Origin of the sequence: Candidatus Sphingomonas phytovorans (assembly GCA_029202385.1) — a bacterium.
Classification (GTDB): Bacteria; Pseudomonadota; Alphaproteobacteria; order Sphingomonadales; family Sphingomonadaceae; genus Sphingomonas; species Sphingomonas phytovorans.
This window is the reverse complement of record CP119314.1, coordinates 5,342,942-5,361,356: the sequence shown is the minus strand read 5'-3', so window position 1 is coordinate 5,361,356 and position 18,415 is coordinate 5,342,942. Positions and strand designations below refer to the sequence as shown.

Annotated in this window: 12 protein-coding genes; 6 read left to right on the top strand and 6 right to left on the bottom strand. The window is 64.3% G+C overall.

Features of this window, described 5'->3' with window-relative positions:
• The first annotated feature begins 8 nt into the window (after window positions 1-8).
• Entirely contained in the window at window positions 9-938 is a 930-nt protein-coding gene (locus P0Y59_24685) for a hemolysin family protein (protein ID WEK00051.1), read from the top strand.
• Between the two features lie 22 nt (window positions 939-960).
• Here the strand turns inward: P0Y59_24685 and P0Y59_24680 are convergent, their stop codons facing one another.
• Window positions 961-2,580: an NAD(P)/FAD-dependent oxidoreductase gene (locus P0Y59_24680; protein ID WEK02677.1), complete on the bottom strand. Its 1,620-nt coding sequence runs from the start codon at window positions 2,578-2,580 to the stop codon at window positions 961-963.
• 129 nt (window positions 2,581-2,709) lie between these two features.
• Here P0Y59_24680 and P0Y59_24675 point away from each other — a divergent pair, with 129 nt between their 5' ends.
• Together P0Y59_24675 and P0Y59_24670 are read left to right on the top strand one after the other, a co-directional pair.
• Window positions 2,710-3,756: a protein CsuE gene (locus P0Y59_24675; protein WEK00050.1), complete on the top strand. Its 1,047-nt coding sequence runs from the start codon at window positions 2,710-2,712 to the stop codon at window positions 3,754-3,756.
• A gap of 894 nt (window positions 3,757-4,650) precedes the next feature.
• Window positions 4,651-5,577: a S1/P1 nuclease gene (locus P0Y59_24670; protein WEK00049.1), complete on the top strand. Its 927-nt coding sequence runs from the start codon at window positions 4,651-4,653 to the stop codon at window positions 5,575-5,577.
• 289 nt (window positions 5,578-5,866) lie between these two features.
• Here P0Y59_24670 and P0Y59_24665 read toward each other — a convergent pair whose 3' ends face one another.
• The 3 genes from P0Y59_24665 to P0Y59_24655 all read right to left on the bottom strand — a co-directional run bounded on the left by P0Y59_24665 (window position 5,867) and on the right by P0Y59_24655 (window position 10,329).
• Window positions 5,867-6,667, bottom strand: a complete 801-nt coding sequence (locus tag P0Y59_24665) for a phosphatase PAP2 family protein (GenBank protein WEK00048.1) — start codon at window positions 6,665-6,667, stop codon at window positions 5,867-5,869.
• A gap of 56 nt (window positions 6,668-6,723) precedes the next feature.
• Window positions 6,724-8,541, bottom strand: a complete 1,818-nt coding sequence (locus tag P0Y59_24660; protein WEK00047.1) for a gamma-glutamyltransferase family protein — start codon at window positions 8,539-8,541, stop codon at window positions 6,724-6,726.
• A gap of 345 nt (window positions 8,542-8,886) precedes the next feature.
• Window positions 8,887-10,329: a hypothetical protein gene (locus P0Y59_24655; protein ID WEK00046.1), complete on the bottom strand. Its 1,443-nt coding sequence runs from the start codon at window positions 10,327-10,329 to the stop codon at window positions 8,887-8,889.
• A gap of 74 nt (window positions 10,330-10,403) precedes the next feature.
• On the opposite strand from P0Y59_24655, the gene P0Y59_24650 reads away from it, so the two are divergent.
• The gene (locus tag P0Y59_24650) at window positions 10,404-10,778 is read left to right on the top strand and encodes a MerR family transcriptional regulator (protein WEK00045.1); all 375 of its coding nucleotides are present in this window, start codon (window positions 10,404-10,406) and stop codon (window positions 10,776-10,778) included.
• 251 nt (window positions 10,779-11,029) lie between these two features.
• On the opposite strand, the gene P0Y59_24645 is transcribed toward P0Y59_24650, so the two are convergent.
• Window positions 11,030-11,431, bottom strand: coding sequence for an OsmC family protein (locus tag P0Y59_24645; GenBank protein ID WEK00044.1), 402 nt, complete (start codon window positions 11,429-11,431; stop codon window positions 11,030-11,032).
• 216 nt (window positions 11,432-11,647) lie between these two features.
• Between P0Y59_24645 and P0Y59_24640 the strand changes: the two genes are divergently transcribed.
• Window positions 11,648-12,775 carry a membrane dipeptidase gene (locus P0Y59_24640; GenBank protein WEK00043.1) on the top strand — a complete coding sequence of 376 codons (1,128 nt, stop codon included), beginning with the start codon at window positions 11,648-11,650 and terminating at the stop codon, window positions 12,773-12,775.
• 64 nt (window positions 12,776-12,839) lie between these two features.
• Here the strand turns inward: P0Y59_24640 and P0Y59_24635 are convergent, their stop codons facing one another.
• On the bottom strand, window positions 12,840-14,798 hold the full coding sequence (locus P0Y59_24635) for an amidohydrolase family protein (GenBank protein ID WEK00042.1): 1,959 nt from the start codon (window positions 14,796-14,798) through the stop codon (window positions 12,840-12,842).
• Window positions 14,799-15,391: 593 nt separating this feature from the next.
• On the opposite strand from P0Y59_24635, the gene P0Y59_24630 reads away from it, so the two are divergent.
• A complete protein-coding gene (locus P0Y59_24630) occupies window positions 15,392-18,394 on the top strand; it encodes a TonB-dependent receptor (protein ID WEK00041.1) in 3,003 nt (1,000 codons plus the stop codon).
• Window positions 18,395-18,415: the final 21 nt, after the last annotated feature.

The following is an 18,415-nucleotide window of genomic DNA, read 5'->3' as shown; positions in this document are numbered from 1 at the left end:
CACACCACATGCCCGAAGGCGACAGTAGCACCGGTACCGCACCCAGAACGGACACGGCCGGCTCCCAGGAAGGCAGCTTATGGCGCTCCTTCCGAGCCCTGATCTTCGGTGACCCTGGCGACGAATCGCTCCGCGCCCAGCTTGAGGAAGCGATCGACGCGCATGAGGACGATCCCGAGCCGGACGCGGCCGGCGACCTTTCCCCGCTCGAACGCCAGATGGTGCGCAACCTGCTGCATTTCGGCGAGCGCGACGCGGGCGATGTCGGCGTGCCGCGGGCCGACATCATCGCGGTCGAGGAGAAGACCAGCTTCGACGCCCTGGTGAGGCTGTTCGCGGAAGCGGGGCACAGCCGCCTGCCGGTGTATCGGGGCAAGCTCGACACGATCATCGGCATGATCCACCTGAAGGACGTGTTCAACATCCTGGCGACCGGCGCCGAGCATCCAGCGACGCTCGACGGGCTGATCCGCGAGCCGCTGTACGTGCCGATGTCGCGCGGCGCGCTCGACCTGCTGGCTGACATGCGGCAAAAGCGGGTGCATCTCGCCATCGTGCTCGACGAGTATTTCGGGACCGAGGGGCTCGTCACGATCGAGGACCTGATCGAGGAGATCGTCGGCGACATCGAGGACGAGCATGACGACGCGCCCGAGGCGCTGATCGTCCCGCTCGACGGCGGTGCCTGGGAAGCCGATGCGCGCGCCGAACTTGAGGATGTCGGCGAGATGGTCGATCCGCGGCTTGCCGAGGTCGACGGCGATATCGACACGATCGGCGGCCTGGCCGCGGTGCTCGCAGGCCATGTGCCCCATGCGGGCGAGTGCATCCACCATGACAGCGGCTGGACGATCGAGGTGATCGAGGCCGAGCCGACCCGGGTCGAGCGGGTGCGGCTGCACCCGCCGGCGAGGAGGGCCGAGCCCGAGGGGAGCTGAACGCTGGCCAGGCCAGACATCCCTATCCCATGATGCGCGCGGCCACCGCCTCGCCCACCTTGATTCCGTCCACCGCCGCCGAGAGGATACCGCCCGCATAGCCGGCGCCCTCGCCGGCCGGAAACAGGCCCGCGGTATTGAGGCTCTGGAAGTCGGCGCCGCGGGTGATCCTGACCGGCGACGAGGTGCGCGTCTCGACCCCGGTCATCACTGCATCGGGATGATCGTAGCCGGGAATCTCCCGGCCGAAGGCGACCAGCGCCTCGCGCATCGCGGTGACGGCGAACTCGGGCAGGCATTCGGCCAGGTCGGTCGGCGACACGCCAGGCAGATAGGAAGGGACGACGGCCCCCAGGCTGGTCGAGGCGCGGCCGGCGAGGAAATCCCCCAGGGTCTGGGCCGGTGCCTTGTAGGTCGAGCCGCCCGCGACATAGGCGCGCGATTCCCAATGCCGCTGGAGCGCGATGCCGGCCAGGGCATGGTCCGGATAGTCGCGCGCCGGATCGATGCCGACGACGATGCCTGAATTGGCGTTGCGCTCGTTGCGCGAATATTGGCTCATGCCGTTGGTGGCGACGCGGCCTTCCTCCGAGGTCGCGGCGACGACGGTGCCGCCGGGGCACATGCAGAAGCTGTAGACGGTGCGGCCGTTCCCGCAGTGGTGCGACAGGCTGTAGTCGGCAGCGCCGAGGATCGGGTGGCCGGCCGAATGGCCGAAACGGGCATCGTCGATCCAGGACTGGGGGTGTTCGATGCGCACGCCGATCGAGAAGGGCTTCGCCTCGACGAACACGCCCTCGTCATGGAGCATGTGGAACGTGTCGCGCGCGCTGTGACCGACCGCGAGCACCACATGTTCCGCCTCCAGATAGTCCCCGGTGTGCAGGCGCAGCCCGCGCACGCGGCGCTCCCCTTGCGCATCGGTCGCGATATCGATCCCGTCGACCCGGTGCCCGAACCGGTATTCGCCGCCAAGCCCCTCGATCGTCTCGCGCATGCTCTGGACCATCGCCACCAGGCGGAAGGTGCCGATATGCGGGTGCGCCTCGGTCAGTATCTCCGCCGGCGCGCCGGCCTTGACGAATTCGATGAGCACCTTGCGATCGAGATGCCGCGGGTCCTTGATCCGACTGTAGAGCTTGCCGTCGGAAAAAGTGCCGGCCCCGCCCTCCCCGAACTGGACGTTGGATTCGGGGTCGAGCACGCTGCGCCGCCACAGGCCCCAGGTGTCCTTGGTGCGCTGCTTCACCTCCTTGCCGCGATCGAGGATGATCGGGCGGAAACCCATCTGGGCGAGGATCAGCCCCGCGAACAGACCGCACGGCCCGGCGCCGATGACGACGGGGCGAGGACCGCTCCAGCCGGACGGCGCCCGGACGGGAAAGCGATAGCCGGTGTCTGGCGTGCGCTGGACATGGCGGTCCTTGCGGAAGCGGGCGAGGACCGGGGCCTCGTCGCGAAGGGTCACGTCGACCGAATAGACGAGCTGGATGTCGGTCTTGTCGCGGGCATCATGGGCGCGCCGGGCGACGGCGTAGCGGACCATGTCCCGCGGCGTGATGCGCAGGCGCTTGCGGATCGCGGCCGCCAGGGCTTCCTCGGGATGGTCGAGCGGGAGTTTCAGTTCAGTGATGCGGAGCATGGCCGCGCCATAGCGGGGTGCGGCGATTTCGGCCACTCGCGCGGCGTTCGCTCCTTCGCCACCCTGCCCCGACCGGTCCGGCAACGCGTTAGCACGGTATAAACGATCAATATCTATAGCTGCGCGGCGATGCGTACCGTTTCGGCCAGCCTGAAATATGTTGCGTCGGCCATCGCCGTCTGGCTGGCCCTGCTCGCCGCCCCCGCCCTTGCCTGCACCCTCAGCCCCAACGTCACCACCACGCTCGGCACCTATTCGCCCGCCGCTGTGAAGGCCGGCGTCGTCCCGGGACTGCAGACCCGCGCCGGGATCGTCTGCCCCACCAGCGTGCTGGTGCTGCTCGGCAGCAACTATATCCGCGCCAAGTTCACCAGCCAGAACAACTTCAAGCTGAAGCTTTCCGGCGGCACCGCGACGGCGAACTATATCGCCTCGGCCGATCCGGCCGGCACCTACCGTTTCGCGCAAGGCGCGACGCTGGATTACATGCAGAACAACCTGCTCAACCTTCTCGGCCTGCTGGGCGGGAGCTCGGCCGACCTGCCCTTCTATGTCACGCCCTCGTCCACCGCGGTGCTGGCGCCGGGCACCTATACCGACACGATCACGATCCACTGGGACTGGAACCTGTGCCCCGGCATCGGCGCGCTCGGCCTGTGCATCGGCGTTCCGGATACCGGCAGCGGGGATACGACCATCACGGTGACGCTGGTCGTATCCCCGCTGAACGTCGTCACGACGATCAGCAGCCTGACGACCTGGGACGGCACCAACGGCACCAGCAGGCCCAAGACGATCCCGGGCAGCCGGCGCCGTCTGACCGCCGCCGTCTCCAACCCCGACATCGTCCCGCTCGACACCGGCACCCTGGCGATCATCGTGCCGACGCCCGCCGGCTCGCTGGTGGCGCTTGACGGCGACGGCACATCCTCGGGCACGGTGTTCAGCCTGACCGAGGGCTCCCCCGCCTCCACCGTCACCCTGCGCTATGGCGGGCCGTCCGACGGCACGGACGACGTGGATTTCTCGTCTGACGGCGCGATTTCCTGGACGTACACGCCCATCGCCGGCAACCCAGCCTCGGAAGGCGCCGTCACGCATGTCCGAATCCGCCCGGAAGGGGCAATGGCGAAGCAATCGTCCTTCTCCGTATCGCTGCCCTATCTGTTGAAATAGCGGGGTACCGGGGTCTTTCGGAGAGGCGAACCGTAGCGATTCCGCGCGCTGCGCCGATGAGGAATAAATTGGCGCGCGGTTCGACCACCAGCGTAATAGCGCCCGTGATCTCGTGTTGGAAAATGCGCGAACTTTCCTGAGACCGGCGAGTATTCGCTGATTTTCGCGAGGCGATTGCGAGAGCCGCTGAAAAGCCCGCTTCTTGGATCTGGTGCAGGTTTTATTGACGAGTGCAGTTTGCGAGGCGCGCGGGGACTGAGACCTCAAGCGCAATGGGCGCAACGCTGATTGCAGTGTTATTGCCGCTCTACTTGCCGAATTTCGCGAGGGGTATCGGATTTTCATCATGCTTTTCTTCAGGCTGGAATCGACTGCTTCGCCGCTCGTTTCAGGCGAGCGGATCGAAGCGGTTCGGAGGATTTCAGCATGGAGAGGCGTCGGATTGAATCGGCACCTTTGAGGCATTGTGCTCGCAATCGGCGGCACCAGTTTCCGTTCGAGCCGAGTAGCCATCAAGTAGGCGAGCCGTATCAAAGGCGCGTATCGGAGCACGAGTGATCCGCAGGTGATCCGCGCACGACCTGTCCCTCGATACGCCATCTCGACAAGCTCGATCGCTACTCGGGACGAACGGGGCGATTCGGATTTAACGATCGGCGTTCTGGCCACAGCTTGCCAACCCACACTTCCGCCTCATGCTCATCCGAGCGATCAATGCCGCCCGGGAGCAACAGCAAGCGGTTTGGTTCAAGGTCAGCTTGACTCGCGCGAGGAAACTTCCGTTAACGTAAGATGACGTCTGGCCCCTGCTTCGTTCAGCCAGTCGTCGTGAACCGGGCAAGATCATCGACGGGGAACGCCGGGATGGGGATGAGATACTGGCTGGCATGCGCCATGAGCGTCGTCGCCGTGGGAATGCAGCCCGGCGAGGCTGTCGCATGGTCAAATCAGGGGCATATGGTCACCGGCGCGATGGCGTATGACGATCTGGCCAAGGCCGATCCTGCCCTGATTGCCAGGATCGAGGCGATCATGGCGGATCATCCCGACAAGGCGCGTTTCGAACGCGGGCTGGCGGGCTATTCGGGCGAGGCGCGCACCCGTCGTCTGTTCGAACTCATGGCGCGCTGGCCGGACGATGCGCGCGAGGGGCCCTATGATCATCCCGGCTGGCATTACTGGCTCAGGCTGATCCCGTCCCGGACCGACCCCGCCAACATCCCGCCCGCGATGCTGACGATGACCACCGGCCAGGCGGTCGAGGCGTATCGGCTCAACCTCGCAACCGTCAGCGACGCCTATGCGCCGGCAGCGGACCGGGCGGTCTCGCTGTGCTGGCTGTTCCATCTTGCCGGGGACATCCAGCAGCCGCTTCATGCGGGCCACCTGGTTTCCGGCCGCTTTCCGCTGACCGACCGTGCCGGAGGAAACAGCTTCGTCCGGGCAACGACCGGCGGGGACGCGACAAACCTGCATGCCTATTGGGACAATCTCGTCGGCGGGGACAATGAGGACGACGCCAATGTGGAGGCAGTGCGCCTCCGGCTCGGCCATGCATGGCCGCGATCCGCGCTCGGGGAACTGAGCGGGAAGGCCGATCCGGAAGCATTCCGGGCATGGGCGGACGAGAGCTTCGAGCTGGCACGGTCAGTCGCCTATGCGGGCGGAACCTATGAGGGTGCGACCACACCGGCTGCAGCCATGCCGGTTCCGCCGGGCTATGAGACGTCACGCCGAAGCACCGGTGAACGCCGTGTCGCATTGAGCGGCCATCGCATCGCCGATGCGGTCCGCGCAGCCCTGTCGAGCCAGGGCGCCTAGGACGCAAGATGGTTCGCGCAGAGGCGCTGAGCGCGCTGAGAAGGTCCGGTCAGCGGCTCGGGCCGAACACCTTTACGAGCGGGCTGCTTACCGGCGCACGACGATCAAGTCCGGAAATCATCTCCGCGTTCTCTGCGCGAACCCTCCTCTGTAACCGGGCCAAGGAGGTGGATCTCGATCCGGCCTAGAATCCGTTCCTGCAAAGCTGAAACGGTGGGGAGCGGGCCGGCACCGTTTCAGCAACGCTGAAAACGACTCTAGCGTCAGATCCGGTCCACCGGTCGAGAATCTATCGCTTGCCACCGGGAAGTGCGGGCATCACCCGTTCGGCGATGAGCGCCTCCTCGGCCTCGCAACCCTGAGGGTGCTCGCTCGCCGGGTTCGCTCGCAGTGCCGCAAGCTCGGTGCGCGCCGCTTCGAGATCAGTCTTGAACGCGGCCTTGGTCCGAACAAGTGACAGGGTCGCGCTGGCTGACGCCATCCCCGCCTCAACCGCGCTTTCATTGTGCGCACCGCAGACAAACCGGCTGTCACCATAGGCCCTGCCGCGATTGAGAATCTGCATCGCACGATCAGGCACGAGGTCAGTCAGGATGAATGCCCAGGTCCAGCCCCAGGTCGTATGGCCCGAAGGATAGTCAAAACTGTCCCCGAGTTCCGATTTGGGCTGGCAGATTTCGCCCTTGTCGATGTGGAAGGGGCGAGCGCGCTTGTAGAAATTCTTGGCGAGATTGGTCTGCGCTCCCGTGTCGATCCCGGCGCGCCCGACCACGCGCAGCACGGCCGGGGCCGTCTGCGGCGTCAGCGTAACGCCGACGGCACAGCTGAAGTCGCGCATCAGGGCGGGTGGCGAATAATCGGCGTCGCTCGTGGCAAGCGCGCCGCGCGGCGTCTTGAGCAGCGCCCGCGTCGCGACGAATATCTTGCGATCGGTCTCATACCGGGGATCGCCCTTGCGCGGCGCCGGTTCGACGATCGTCGTGACGTCGAACTCGCCCGGCGTGAGATAGCCATTATATTGTTTTTGCGCCGGGGCGGCCCCCGCCAACATGGCCAGCCCGACCGCTCCGAATAGTGCAACACGCGACATCATCGTCCCCTTTTCAGGCATAGTGCGGCGGGTACGCCGTCAGCTCAACCCTCATCTCAATAAGCGAGCGCGCATCCGTCAGCCCGCATTTCGGATGCGGCCGCGTACACCAGGCGTCCGCCATCCGGCATGAACTCGACACATTCATAGCGACCAAAGCCGCCATCCGGCTTGCCGATCGTCCACCCCATATCGGCGAGCGCCGCCTTGGTGGCATCCGGCACGCCGCTTTCCAAGCGTAGCAAGCCATTGGGCGGCAAGTCCGGCGAATCCTCGCCCATCGACTGCGACGATCCCTCGTGATGCCAGCGTGGGCTGTCGCCGGCCGCCTGCACGTCGAGGCCATAGTCCTTCCGGTTGACGATGATCTGAGTCTGCCCCTGCGGCTGCATGTCGCCGCCCATCACGCCGAAGGCGAGCCAGGGCGCCCCCTTTCGCGTCGCGAAGCCCGGGATGATCGTCTGGAACGGACGCTTGCCGGGCTGATAGATGTTGGGATGGCCTTCCTTCAAGCTGAAGAGCTGACCGCGATCCTGGAACATGAAGCCGAGCCCGTCGGCGACAAGCCCCGAGCCCATGCCGCGGAAATTGGACTGGATCATCGAGACCATCATCCCCGAGCTATCGGCGCACGAGAAATATGTGGTGTCGCCGCGGCTCGGTGCCTGTCCCGGATAGACGGGGCTCAGGATACGGTCCGGCCGGATCAGCCTGGCCCGCTCGGCGGCATATTCCTTGGAGATCAGCCATTCGACCGGCACCTTCGAAAAATGCGGATCGGCGTAGAAGCGCGCCCGATCCTCATAGGCGAGACGCTTGGCCTCGGCCTGGAGGTGGATCGACAGCGGCGACTGGAAGCCGGCGCCGCGCAGATCGAAATGCTCGAGCATGTTGAGCATCTGCAGCGTCGCGATACCCTGGGTGTTCGCGCCCAGCGCATGAACCGTCACCCCACGATAGTCGGTTTGATGCGGTTCGACCCACTCGCCATGATGGGCGGCAAGATCTTCGGCGCTCAGCCAGCCGCCGATCCTTTTGAAATAGGCGTCGATGGTGCGCGCAATCTCGCCTTTGTAGAAAGCATCGCGCCCGCCCCGGGCGATGAGGCGATAGGTGTGTGCCAGGTCCGGGTTGCTGAAGATCTGACCGGTCTTCGGCCCCACGCCGTTCAACCCGTAGACCTTCATGGCATTGGCCGTCTCCTCGACACCCGAGCCCGGCCGGCTGAAGTTCCTGAGGCTGCCGCGGATATAATAGGCGATCAGCTCCGGGACCGGCACGCCCTCGCTGGCATAGGCAATCGCCGGCTCGAAGAGTTCCGCCCATTTGAGCTTTCCATAGCGCTGGTGGAGCATCCACCAGGCGTCGAGCGCACCCGGCACCGACACCGAGACAGCGCCGAGAGGCGGAATTACACCGTTCCTGGCGCGAGAACGAACCGTCTCGAGGCTCAGGCCATGAGGGCTCCCGCCCGAGCCGGCCAGCCCCACCACCTTTTTCACCTTCGGGTCCCACAACATGCAGAAACAGTCGCCACCGATGCCGGACGAGGTAGGCTCCAGGAACCCGAGACACGCGTTCATCGCAATCGCCGCATCGACCGCCGACCCGCCTTTCTTCAGCGTCTCGATCGCCGCCAGCGTGGCCAGCGGGTGCGCCGATCCCGCGGCGCCGCCGGTTCCGTATACCGCGCTGCGCGAGGCGAAGCTGGCGCCCACCGGCCGATCCCCGGCATGGACATCGGGGCGGACGAAACGGCCGTCCCCCTCCCCTTCGAATTTCGGCAGATCGGGTGCCGCGACACGGGTTTGCGCGAGCGCCGGCAATGCCAGCGCCGCGGCCGGAATGGAGGCGATAAAATTCCTGCGAAGCATCGTGTTCTCCACTGAGCGATACCGACCAGCATTGCCTGTCACGGGAGGGCGCGCAAGCGGCGGCTTGCCCTGCGACCATAGCGGATCGCCATTCGTGGCCGGCCTGCCAGCGGCGCAATATGGTTGGCGCGGAGGCGCTCTCTGCGCCATGACGTGAATGTCGAGCCGACGCCGGTCGTAGTCTCATAGACCGGCCATTCCGGTTTCACCCCAATTATGGACATAGAAATTGACGGCGCCGACGTCACAATTTGGCTAATCTACCCTGCCGGCCCAAGCCCCACCGGGCGCGGCGAGCTCGCATCCGCACGCCCAGAGAAGCAGGGAGCTGCAAACCAAGGGTAACTATGCCGAGCGCCTCGGATTCCGGGGTATCGCCCCGTGGCAGGCAAGTGCTCCCAGCGCCAGAATGCACGCGAAAGCGAAGACATCGCCTATGCGGTTATAGATCGTGCGTCCGCGCTCGATCGGCACCGCAACCATCACGACTTGCGCCGCCCCCATGGTCGCCCGCATCGCCAGCACCCGGCCATAGCGGTCGAACGCCCCCGTCACGCCGTCGAACGTCGGCCGCACCAGCGCATAGCCGTTCTCGATCGCGCGCAGCCGGATCATCCGCATCGTATGGGCATAGGTCACTTCGGGCCAGTCCCAGCTCGGCTCCAGCATCAGATCCGCATCGACCCGCGCCAGCGCGGGAAAATCGCCGTCGAAGCAGATCAGGTTCGACACGCGGCCGAACGGCGTCTGCACGACCGGCACCGCATTGGCGAAGGGCGCGACCGGCTCCATCCCCGGCACCGGATGGTTCTTGCGATAATGCCACACCAGCGCGCCGTCCGGGCCGAACAGGAAGGTCTCGTTGCGCTGGTGGGCGATGCCGACCGCCGCGTTGACATAGACCCGCTCATCCCGCGCCACGCGCGCGACCTGCGCCAGCAGCGCGGGCTTGTCGGCTGCGGTCGTCGGCGCCGCGGTTTCCGACCAGGCGATCACCTGTGCCCCGGCCCGCGCCGCTCTGCGCGTGTCGTCGAGTAACTGCCGCACCACCACTGCCTGTGCCGCCTGCTTGGGCCTCTTGGCATCGGCCGACAGCAGATCGTCCGACGCAAGTCGCGCGGTCTTGTCCGGGATCACCGCCGCGACCGTCACCGTCTCCGCCGGCCCAACCGGGGCAAGCGCGAGGCGCGCCTGCCCCGCCGCGAGCACCAGCGCGAGCGCTCCTCCAAACACCGCGCCATATCGCTCGGCCGTCCGCGGCGTCTCGATCGCCCGGTTGGCCACCGTCGCCGCCCAGCCGATCAGGAAGGCGATCGCATAAGGCCCGGTGATCGCCGTCACCTGCAGCAACGCAAGATTCTCGCCCTGCGTGATCGCCCGCATACCCAAGGCCGTGCCGACCGGCAGCACCGACCCCGCGCCATATTCCACCGTTGCCATCGCCACCGGCAGCAGAAACAATCGCCCCGTCGTCGACAGCCGCGGGCCCAGCATCCGGTCGAGGATCGCGGGCAGCGCAAACGCGATGCTCACCGCCCCGCACAGTGTCGCCGTCAGCGGATTGAACGGGATCGCATTGAGCAGGAAATAGGCGAGGTTCTGAACCAGCGAAGCCGCAAGCAGCCCGGTGATCGCCACCGCCACCCCGCTGGTCCGGCTGAAGCGCAGCAGCAGTACCGGTGAAACCCATGCGGCGAGCGCGATGTCCCACCCGCCCCCGCATGCGAACACCGAAAGCCCGGCCCCGCCCGCCAGCCACATCCACCGCGTCCTGCCCTCGCCCGTCATGCGTCGATCCCCGCCTTGCTCTCGTCTGGGCACGGCGATAGACCTTCGACCTTAGTTGAAGGTCAAGCGACGAAATGCAGATCGGCGAACTGGCACGCGCGACAGGATTGTCCCGCTCGCGCATCCGCTTCTACGAAGCGCGGGGCATCCTCCCGCCGCCCACGCGCCGCGACAACGGCTATCGCGATTATCCGCCCGCGACCGTCGCGACGCTCACCTTCATCGATCGCGGCCAGGCGATGGGCTTCACGCTCGCCGAACTCAGCGCCGCGATTACCGCCAGCCCCAACGATCTGCCCGGCGGGGTGGAGTTGCTGCACGGTCTCCGCCGCAAGCACGCCGAACTCAGGCAGCTGATCAAGGAGGCCTCGGCCAAACGTCGGCAGGTCGGCGCGTTGATCGAGGAACTGGCGCGCTGCGCCCCTGCGTCAGCCGAGCGCGTCGAGTAAAGCCTGGCGCGCCAGGTTCAAGAAGAGCATCGAGATCAGCGGGAGCCATTTGGAGCATGGAAGCACTCACTGCCTGGGAGCGGGCAATGTCTGCTTCCCACCAATCATCGCCGTTCGGCAACAAGAACAGCGAGCGCTGTTCCTGATAGCGGACCGGCGAGTGTCGGCGGGAAGAACCGCCCGGCCGGAGGCGTCGCGATACTAGTCGCGGCGAACAGGGTGCGACACGCGCAAGCCGCCATCAAGGGCGTTCAGCCTGCCCAATCGATCGTGATCGGCGCGTCGATCCCGAGCACGGCATGGACGGGACAGGCATGAGCCGCGGCTTCCAGCTTGATACGCTGCCGTTCATCGAATTTTCCGGGGACGCGAACATTTACCGCGATGCGCGCAATCCGGCGAGGCGCGTTAGCCATCTCCTTCGTGACGATTGCAGTGGCACCGGCGATGTCAATGTTCATCGAACGAGCCGCGATGCCCATGATGCTGAGAATGCAGCTCCCCAAAGCTACGGATAGCATTTCACTGGGCGAGAAACTTTCTCCCTGCCCATGATTGTCCTTCGGTGCATCGGTAAGAACGATCGTTCCGGACTCCGCGTGCTCCGACCGGCACCGTAGACTGCCTTCGTATGAAACCACTGTTTCGAGCATTCGGATATCTACCTGACCAGGGCGTTGGCCGTCACCTTTTGATCGCAGCCGTCCGCCGTTTGCCAAGATGGTCCAAAAGCTGCCGGACGGCAAACCACCCAATGCCGGCCGACTACGCTCACAAGTTCACGACCCGATCTGAAAACGACAAAAGTTTCGCTGGCGTCATAATTTGAGGTCGAGCTAGTCTCCCCATTTCCAAACAGGGGGCATGTCATGCAGTTGTCACGGCGCGAATTGATCGGCGCGCTAGCCGCGCTTCCGGCTGTCTCGTCAGCCCGGGCGGCCGCGCCCTCGGGCTATCCCGCGCGCGACTATGATCGAGCGATCGTGATCGACGGGCTTGGCGGCCTCGTGGACCCCTATGGCAAGGACGGAGATCCGCGATTCAGCGCGCGCGGCTGGGCGGAGCTCAGGCAATCCGGCGTCAGCGCGATCCACTGCACGGTCAATGAGGTCGGCAACGAGCCAGATGTCGCCGAGAAGACGCTGCGGAACCTCGCTGCCCTGGAAGAGGTGATCGCTGACAACCCCGATATGTTCGTTCGCGCAACAAGTGTAGCCGATATTCGCGCCGCCAAGGCTGCGGGCAAGGTCGCGCTGTATTACGGCTTCCAGGACACGAGCCTGATCGGCACCGACCTCAGCCGCATCGAGCTGTATCACGGCCTCGGCGTGCGGATCATCCAGCTCACCTACAACAAGCGGAACCTTTCGGGTGACGGCGCGATCGAGCCGGCCAATGCCGGGATTTCGGATCTCGGCCGAAGGACGATCGAGGCGATCGAGGCGCAGAAGATCCTGCTCGACCTTTCCCATGGCGGGCAGCGCACCGTGGCCGAGGCGATCGCTCATGCGAAACGGCCACCGATCATCAGCCATTCGGGCTGTCGCGCGCTCAACGACAATCCGCGCAACATTTGGGACGCCGAGATGAAGGCGCTGGCCGACAAGGGTGGCGTATTCGGCATCTATTACATGCCGTTCCTCGTCGCGAACAGCAAACCGACCCGCGAAGACCTGCTGCGCCATTTCGACCATGCGCTGAACATGTGCGGCGAGGATCATATCGCGATCGGCACCGACGGCATGATCTCCAGGACGGTGATCGACGATTCAGCCCGCGCGGCGCAGCGCAGATTCCACGAGGAACGAACGAAGAAGGGTATCGCCGCGCCCGGCGAAGGGCCCGACGTCTTCAATATCGTCGCCGATTACGACAGCAACCTGCGCTTCCGCATGCTCGCGGACGATCTGTCCGCGCGCGGCTGGCCAGCGGCCCGGATCGAGAAGCTGCTCGGCGGCAATCTGGTGCGACTCTACACCGAGATCTGGGGCAGATGAGGTCGTCCTGCCGCGGTCGCTTCAGTTATCCCGGCCTGAGGTCACGACGATATATTCGGGGGCATCACTTCGGCATGCCGCTCAGTCCGCTCGCCTGACGCAGGGCCGCGCCATTGAGCCGGTAGCCGTCCAGGAAAACGGTATCGACATAGCGCAGATTGGCGAGGTTCCGTGACACATCGCCGTTGACGAGGATGATGTCCGCCGCCTTGCCGCGCGTGATCGATCCGGTACGGTCGTCCATGCCGGTCATCCGCGCGGGGACGATCGTCGCCGTCTGCAATGCCTCGGCATTGGATAGCCCCGCGTTCTGATAGAGTTCGAGTTCACGGACCAGCTCAAGCCCGTACCCGTCGGTGCCGGCCACGATCCGCACGCCAGCCTGATGGAGCCGGCCGACCAGCCCCACCATCTTGTCGAAGCTCTTGCGGAAATCGTCTCGCGTAAGGCCACCGAACAGGGGATAGCCGGCAATCTTCCATCCGCGTGCGACCGCTGGCGGTGCGATATCGACGAAAGGCGCATATTCCGGGGAGATCGCCTTTCCGTCCGAGGTCAGCAGCGGTTCCCAAACCGTCAGCGTCGGATCGATGATCGTCTTCCGCTTGGCGAGCTCGGCATAAAAAGCCTTCATCGCGGGGGAATCAAGGTCGACATCCTTGCCGTATTTCGCCGGCCCCTCGAGCCGCGCGGCCGTGTTGGCCTTGTCGACGACCTCCTGCGGCATCGCCTGCATCATGATGAAGTTGATATGGGTGACCTCGTCATAACCGGCGCGAACCGCATCGAGCGGACGCATGCCGGCGGGCACGTGCCCGTGGACGTGAAGGCCAAGCCGATGCGCCTCGGCCGCCGCCGGGGCGATCCATGCCGGATCCATCGAGGTGTAGAATTTGACGCCCCACAGCCCCGCCGCCTTGATCTGGTCGACCGCCGCCACCGCTTCCTTCGCCGAGGAGACGGTCAGCGCGCCCTGCGCGGCGAGCGGGTCCTTGCGATCGATGATCACGGAGATCTTGCCGTCGGGCGCGAGCAGATCGCCGGCCGCGCGCCGCTTGTAGATGCTGTGCGCCTCGTCGATCATCGAGCCGGGGCTGCGATAATTAGTCATGCCGGTCGCGAGGTTCTGCAACAGGTTCCAGTCGTCGCCGACATGCTGGTGCGAGTCCCACAGGCCAGGCAGAAGCGTCTTGCCGCGCCCGTCGATCACGGTCGCGCCGGCCGGTGCCCTGATCGACCCTGCCGCGCCCGTGGCCGCTACCTTTCCATCGGCGATCAGCACCGCGCGGTCGGGCAGATAGCGCCCGGCGATCGAATCGAACATCTGCACATGATCGATCAGCGTGGGCGTACGATTGGGCGGACTGAGGAACTGGCGGGCGACATCGCGCACCATGGCGGCGGTCGCCTTGTCCTGCAGGTCCTTGAGCTTCGGCCCGTTCTTCTCATAGCCTTCGGGCAGCAGCGAGATGACGCCGGCATTGCCGAAGAAATGATTGTCCTTGTCGAGCCAGACCGGGGTGGGCGCGAACCCATAGCCCCGGATGAAGGCGAGCTTGACCGTCGCCGCGCCCTGCGGCCCGTCGATCTGAACGGGTTGTCCGATGGCGATGCTGGCATGACCGGTCGGCAGAAGATCGATACCCCTGGCACCTGCGGCGACCAGCGCCTCGATATCGCGCTCACCGGCAAGCCATGGGCCGCCATAAGTGTTGTAGCGCTTGTCACCGAAGGGTGCGGAGCCGGAATCGACCGACGTCTTCCAGCGCGCGACACCGCCGGCATCGACGCTGAAATCCTCGGTGGCATCGCCCTGGTCGGTATAGCCGCGAATGGCGATCGCCGTTGGCCTGCCATCGGGCCCTGTCGTCATCACCTCATCGGTTTCAGTGACCCATCCGCGCAGCGACATCGACATGCGATAGGCGGTGTTCCCGTCCGGCAGCTTCCACGACCAGACGTCCCCATGCTTTCCGGCGGTCGAGCTGATCGTATAGTGGCGAGCCCCGGACGGGGGCGCCATCAGCTGCTCCTTCGATGCCGGCTCCGCGGCGGCAATCGATGCGGTCGCAGCAAGCAGTGACGCAAACAATATCCGGCGCATGATTGTTACCCCATTCAAGCAAGAATAGCGGGAGACTGGCAAGCTGCGGCTGCCGGCGCAATGGTTGATTGAGCCGCGGTTGCCACGCGGGGATTCACCGCCGGCGCCAACGCGGGAAAGTGCCCGAGGATCGCGGTCGGGCGCCCTGGCCTTCGCGTCCGGAACCGGCCATCCGTTCGTTTCTCCCAAGGTGGCCGGCCTGTTCCTTTCGAAGCTTCGGGCAGCGGTATCCAGGGCTTCCCCCTGGCGACACCGAACGGCGCCAGAGCGTGAGCTTGATGACAAGCTCATGAAATTCCCACCATAGCCGACTGGATTTGTTGCTGAAATGTTACATCTGCTCGATGAAATGCGATGCCCGTCGATCGGTCGATTGACCCGATGTTCCCGCAGCTCTCATATCGACGGTCAGTCACTATTACAGAGGGGTCCGCATCATGACGGGACATTCTTCCTTCGGACGGAGTGGCGCGCTGCGCCGCATGTTGTTGGTCGGAATCGCAGCAGGAAGCATGACGGCGGCTGGTGCCGCGTCCGCGCAGACAGCGGCGAACGCCCAGCCGCTGCAGCCCGGCCATGAGGAGCCGGACCAGCCCGGCAACGCCGCCGCCCCGGACGACATCATCGTCACCGCCTCGCGCATTTCGCGTTCCCCGATCGCGGCGCAGCCGACCGAGAGCATCGCGGCGTCGGAAATCGCCAAGCGCGGCTACACCAACCTGGGCTCTGCCTTGCAGGAACTGCCGGTGTTCAGCGTGCCGACCAACAGTCCCGTCGGGTCCCAAGGCACGTTCGGCGCCGGCCAGACGTTCGTCAACATGTACAATCTGGGGTCCCAGCGTACGTTGACGCTGGTCAACGGGAACCGTTTCGTGACCACAGCCACCTCGTCGATCTTCGGCGTCGTCGCGGGCAACCCCGTCGACTTCGCCTCGCTGCCGGTCAACCTGGTCGACCGGATCGAGACCGTCTCGGTTGGCGGCGCCCCGATCTACGGATCGGACGCGATTGCCGGCACCGTCAACGTCATTCTGAAGAAGAATTTCGACGGCTTGGCGTTCAACGCCCAGAACGGCATCTCCGAAAAGGGCGATGGTGGAAACTACAACCTCTCGCTCCTGGCCGGCAAGAATTTCTCCGAGGGACGCGGCAACGTCACGTTGAGCGTTCAGTACGACAAGCAGAACGGAATTCCGACGTCCGATCGATTCTATACCAGCGCCGACGGTCCTTTCTTCGCCACGGCTCCAGCCGGTTCATCGTATCGCCAGCAGCTATATTATGGCGGCCAGCGCTACGAGGTGTTCACCAACACCGGTATGCCGCTGGTCGCCGATGACGTGCCGATCTACGGCGGTACGGCGGCAGCGGGGGTTACTGACGCGCAGGGCCGTCCGCTGATCTTCAACTCGAGCGGACGCCTTACGCCTTTCGTCTTTGGCCAGCAAACGGGGAACGGCCTTATCCAGGCGGGCGGGGACGGGTTTCGCATTCGAGACTATGACAATTTCCTGGCCGACAGCAGCCGCCTCTCGGCGACGGCGCTGTTCCATTACGATTTCAGCGACCGCATCCGCTTCTCCGGCGAGGCCTGGTACGGGCGCACCATCGCGACCAACGTTCGCGCGCAACCATTCTATAACACAGCGCTATTCGCGTCCGCCGGCGAGACGAACGGCAACCTCATCATGAGCACCGCCAACCCGTTCCTGAGCGCGGCGGATCGCCAGACGATCATCAACAGCCTTGCCGCGAACCAGATGGATACGAGCACTTTCCTGCTCGCGCGCGCCAATACCGACCTGGCGACCGGCAGTTTCAAGACGACATCGAATCTGTATCGCCTGGTCGGCGGCCTAGACGGCGACTTCAATGTCGGCAGCCGTGCCTTCTCCTGGGAAGTGAAGGCGATTTACGGTCGCTCCGATACGGAAACCACCACGCGCGAGGTTGTCACCCAGAATTTCTACAACGCGCTCAACGCCGTGCGTGACGGCAGCGGCAATATCGTCTGCGCGCCCGGCTATACGAGCGCAGCGATCAAGACGATCAGTTCCACCTGCGCTCCGCTCAATATATTCGGCACCGGCCAGGCAAGCCAGGCAGCGCTTGACTATATTACGGCGATCGCGAATCCGAAGCAGCGCAATACCCAGTTCGACCTGATCGCCGACGTCAAGGGGTCGATCATCAAGCTACCGGCGGGCGACGTGAAGTTCGTGCTCGGTTACGAGCATCGCTATGAGTCGACCAATTTCCAGCCTGGCGCTTTCTATCGCGGTCACGACAATGGTGACGGCACCTATACTCAATATGGCAATACGATTCCGATCACACCGGTGGCGGGTTCCTATCACACCAACGAAGCGTTCGGCGAATTGAACGTTCCGGTCGTTTCGAGCGACATGAACATACCGTTGATCAACAGTCTCGAATTGCAGGCGGCAGGCCGATACAACAAGAACAGCATGACGGGCGGTTTCTGGGCCTATACGGGGGGCGGCAAATATTCCCCGGTTCGTGGCCTCACCCTGCGCGGTAACTATACGCGCTCATTCAGGGCACCCGCGATCACTGAATTGTTCGCGCCAGTGGGGCAGGTTTACAACACGGCGAACGACCCCTGCGATTCCCGCTACATTTCCGGCGGTCCGGATCCGGCGCGTCGCGCGGCCAACTGCACTGCCGCGGGATTGCCCGCCAATTTCGTGTCGAACGTCGTGGATTATACTGCACCGGGCTCGAGCGGCGGCAATGAAAAGCTCACCAATGAGGTTGCCAACAGCTGGACCGCGGGCGGCATATTCCAGCCGACCTTCATCCCCGGCCTTCAGATATCCGGCGATTATGTACGCATCGACGTCAAGAACGAGATTGCGCAGCTTTCCCTGACCGACGTCATGAACGCATGCTACGATTCGACGAATTATCCGAACAGCACCTATTGCAGCAGCTTCACGCGCAACGCCGCCGGGCAGGTCACCAATTTCTTTACCGGATATTACAATATCGGTATCGAACACTTCGAGGGCGTGCAGGCATCCTTCAACTATACCCTTCCGCTGTCGCGCCTGGGCATGTCCGAATCCGCCGGGAGAGTTTCCCTTGGCGTGAACTACCTTCACACGCTTCAGCATTACTACAAGATCGGAAGCGGAGACATCCAATACACCGTTGGCGGTATCCAGGAACCGAAGGACAACTTCACCGCGAACTTGAATTACGACAAGGGTGGATTCAATTTCATGTGGCAGACCATTTATTATGGGCCTGCCCGCATCAATGTGAATGTGCCCACCAGTACATACCAATATCCGACGCTTAACAGCTATTTCCTGTTCAATGCCTCGGTCGGATACGATCTATCTAAACAGTTCAACATCCGGTTCATGGTGAACAACGTCGCGAACAGATCGGTTCCTTTCCCCTACTCCCTGGGGGATTACGGGCAATCGCGTTACTATGATGCCATCATGGGCAGGTATTTCAGAGTGAATGTCGGGTTCAAATTCTGAGACCAGCCACGGCGTTATCCA

What these genes read in the sequence shown, in the direction of transcription:
- P0Y59_24665 (WEK00048.1), bottom strand. Translation starts at nt 6,667, where the DNA reads ATGTCGCGTGTTGCACTATTCGGAGCGGTCGGGCTGGCCATGTTGGCG.
- P0Y59_24660 (WEK00047.1), bottom strand. Translation starts at nt 8,541, where the DNA reads ATGCTTCGCAGGAATTTTATCGCCTCCATTCCGGCCGCGGCGCTGGCA.
- P0Y59_24640 (WEK00043.1), top strand. Translation starts at nt 11,648, where the DNA reads ATGCAGTTGTCACGGCGCGAATTGATCGGCGCGCTAGCCGCGCTTCCG.
- P0Y59_24630 (WEK00041.1), top strand. Translation starts at nt 15,392, where the DNA reads ATGACGGCGGCTGGTGCCGCGTCCGCGCAGACAGCGGCGAACGCCCAG.
- P0Y59_24670 (WEK00049.1), top strand. Translation starts at nt 4,651, where the DNA reads ATGAGCGTCGTCGCCGTGGGAATGCAGCCCGGCGAGGCTGTCGCATGG.
- P0Y59_24675 (WEK00050.1), top strand. Translation starts at nt 2,710, where the DNA reads ATGCGTACCGTTTCGGCCAGCCTGAAATATGTTGCGTCGGCCATCGCC.
- P0Y59_24685 (WEK00051.1), top strand. Translation starts at nt 9, where the DNA reads ATGCCCGAAGGCGACAGTAGCACCGGTACCGCACCCAGAACGGACACG.
- P0Y59_24635 (WEK00042.1), bottom strand. Translation starts at nt 14,798, where the DNA reads ATGGCGCCCCCGTCCGGGGCTCGCCACTATACGATCAGCTCGACCGCC.
- P0Y59_24680 (WEK02677.1), bottom strand. Translation starts at nt 2,580, where the DNA reads ATGCTCCGCATCACTGAACTGAAACTCCCGCTCGACCATCCCGAGGAA.
- P0Y59_24650 (WEK00045.1), top strand. Translation starts at nt 10,404, where the DNA reads ATGCAGATCGGCGAACTGGCACGCGCGACAGGATTGTCCCGCTCGCGC.
- P0Y59_24645 (WEK00044.1), bottom strand. Translation starts at nt 11,431, where the DNA reads ATGCTCGAAACAGTGGTTTCATACGAAGGCAGTCTACGGTGCCGGTCG.
- P0Y59_24655 (WEK00046.1), bottom strand. Translation starts at nt 10,329, where the DNA reads ATGACGGGCGAGGGCAGGACGCGGTGGATGTGGCTGGCGGGCGGGGCC.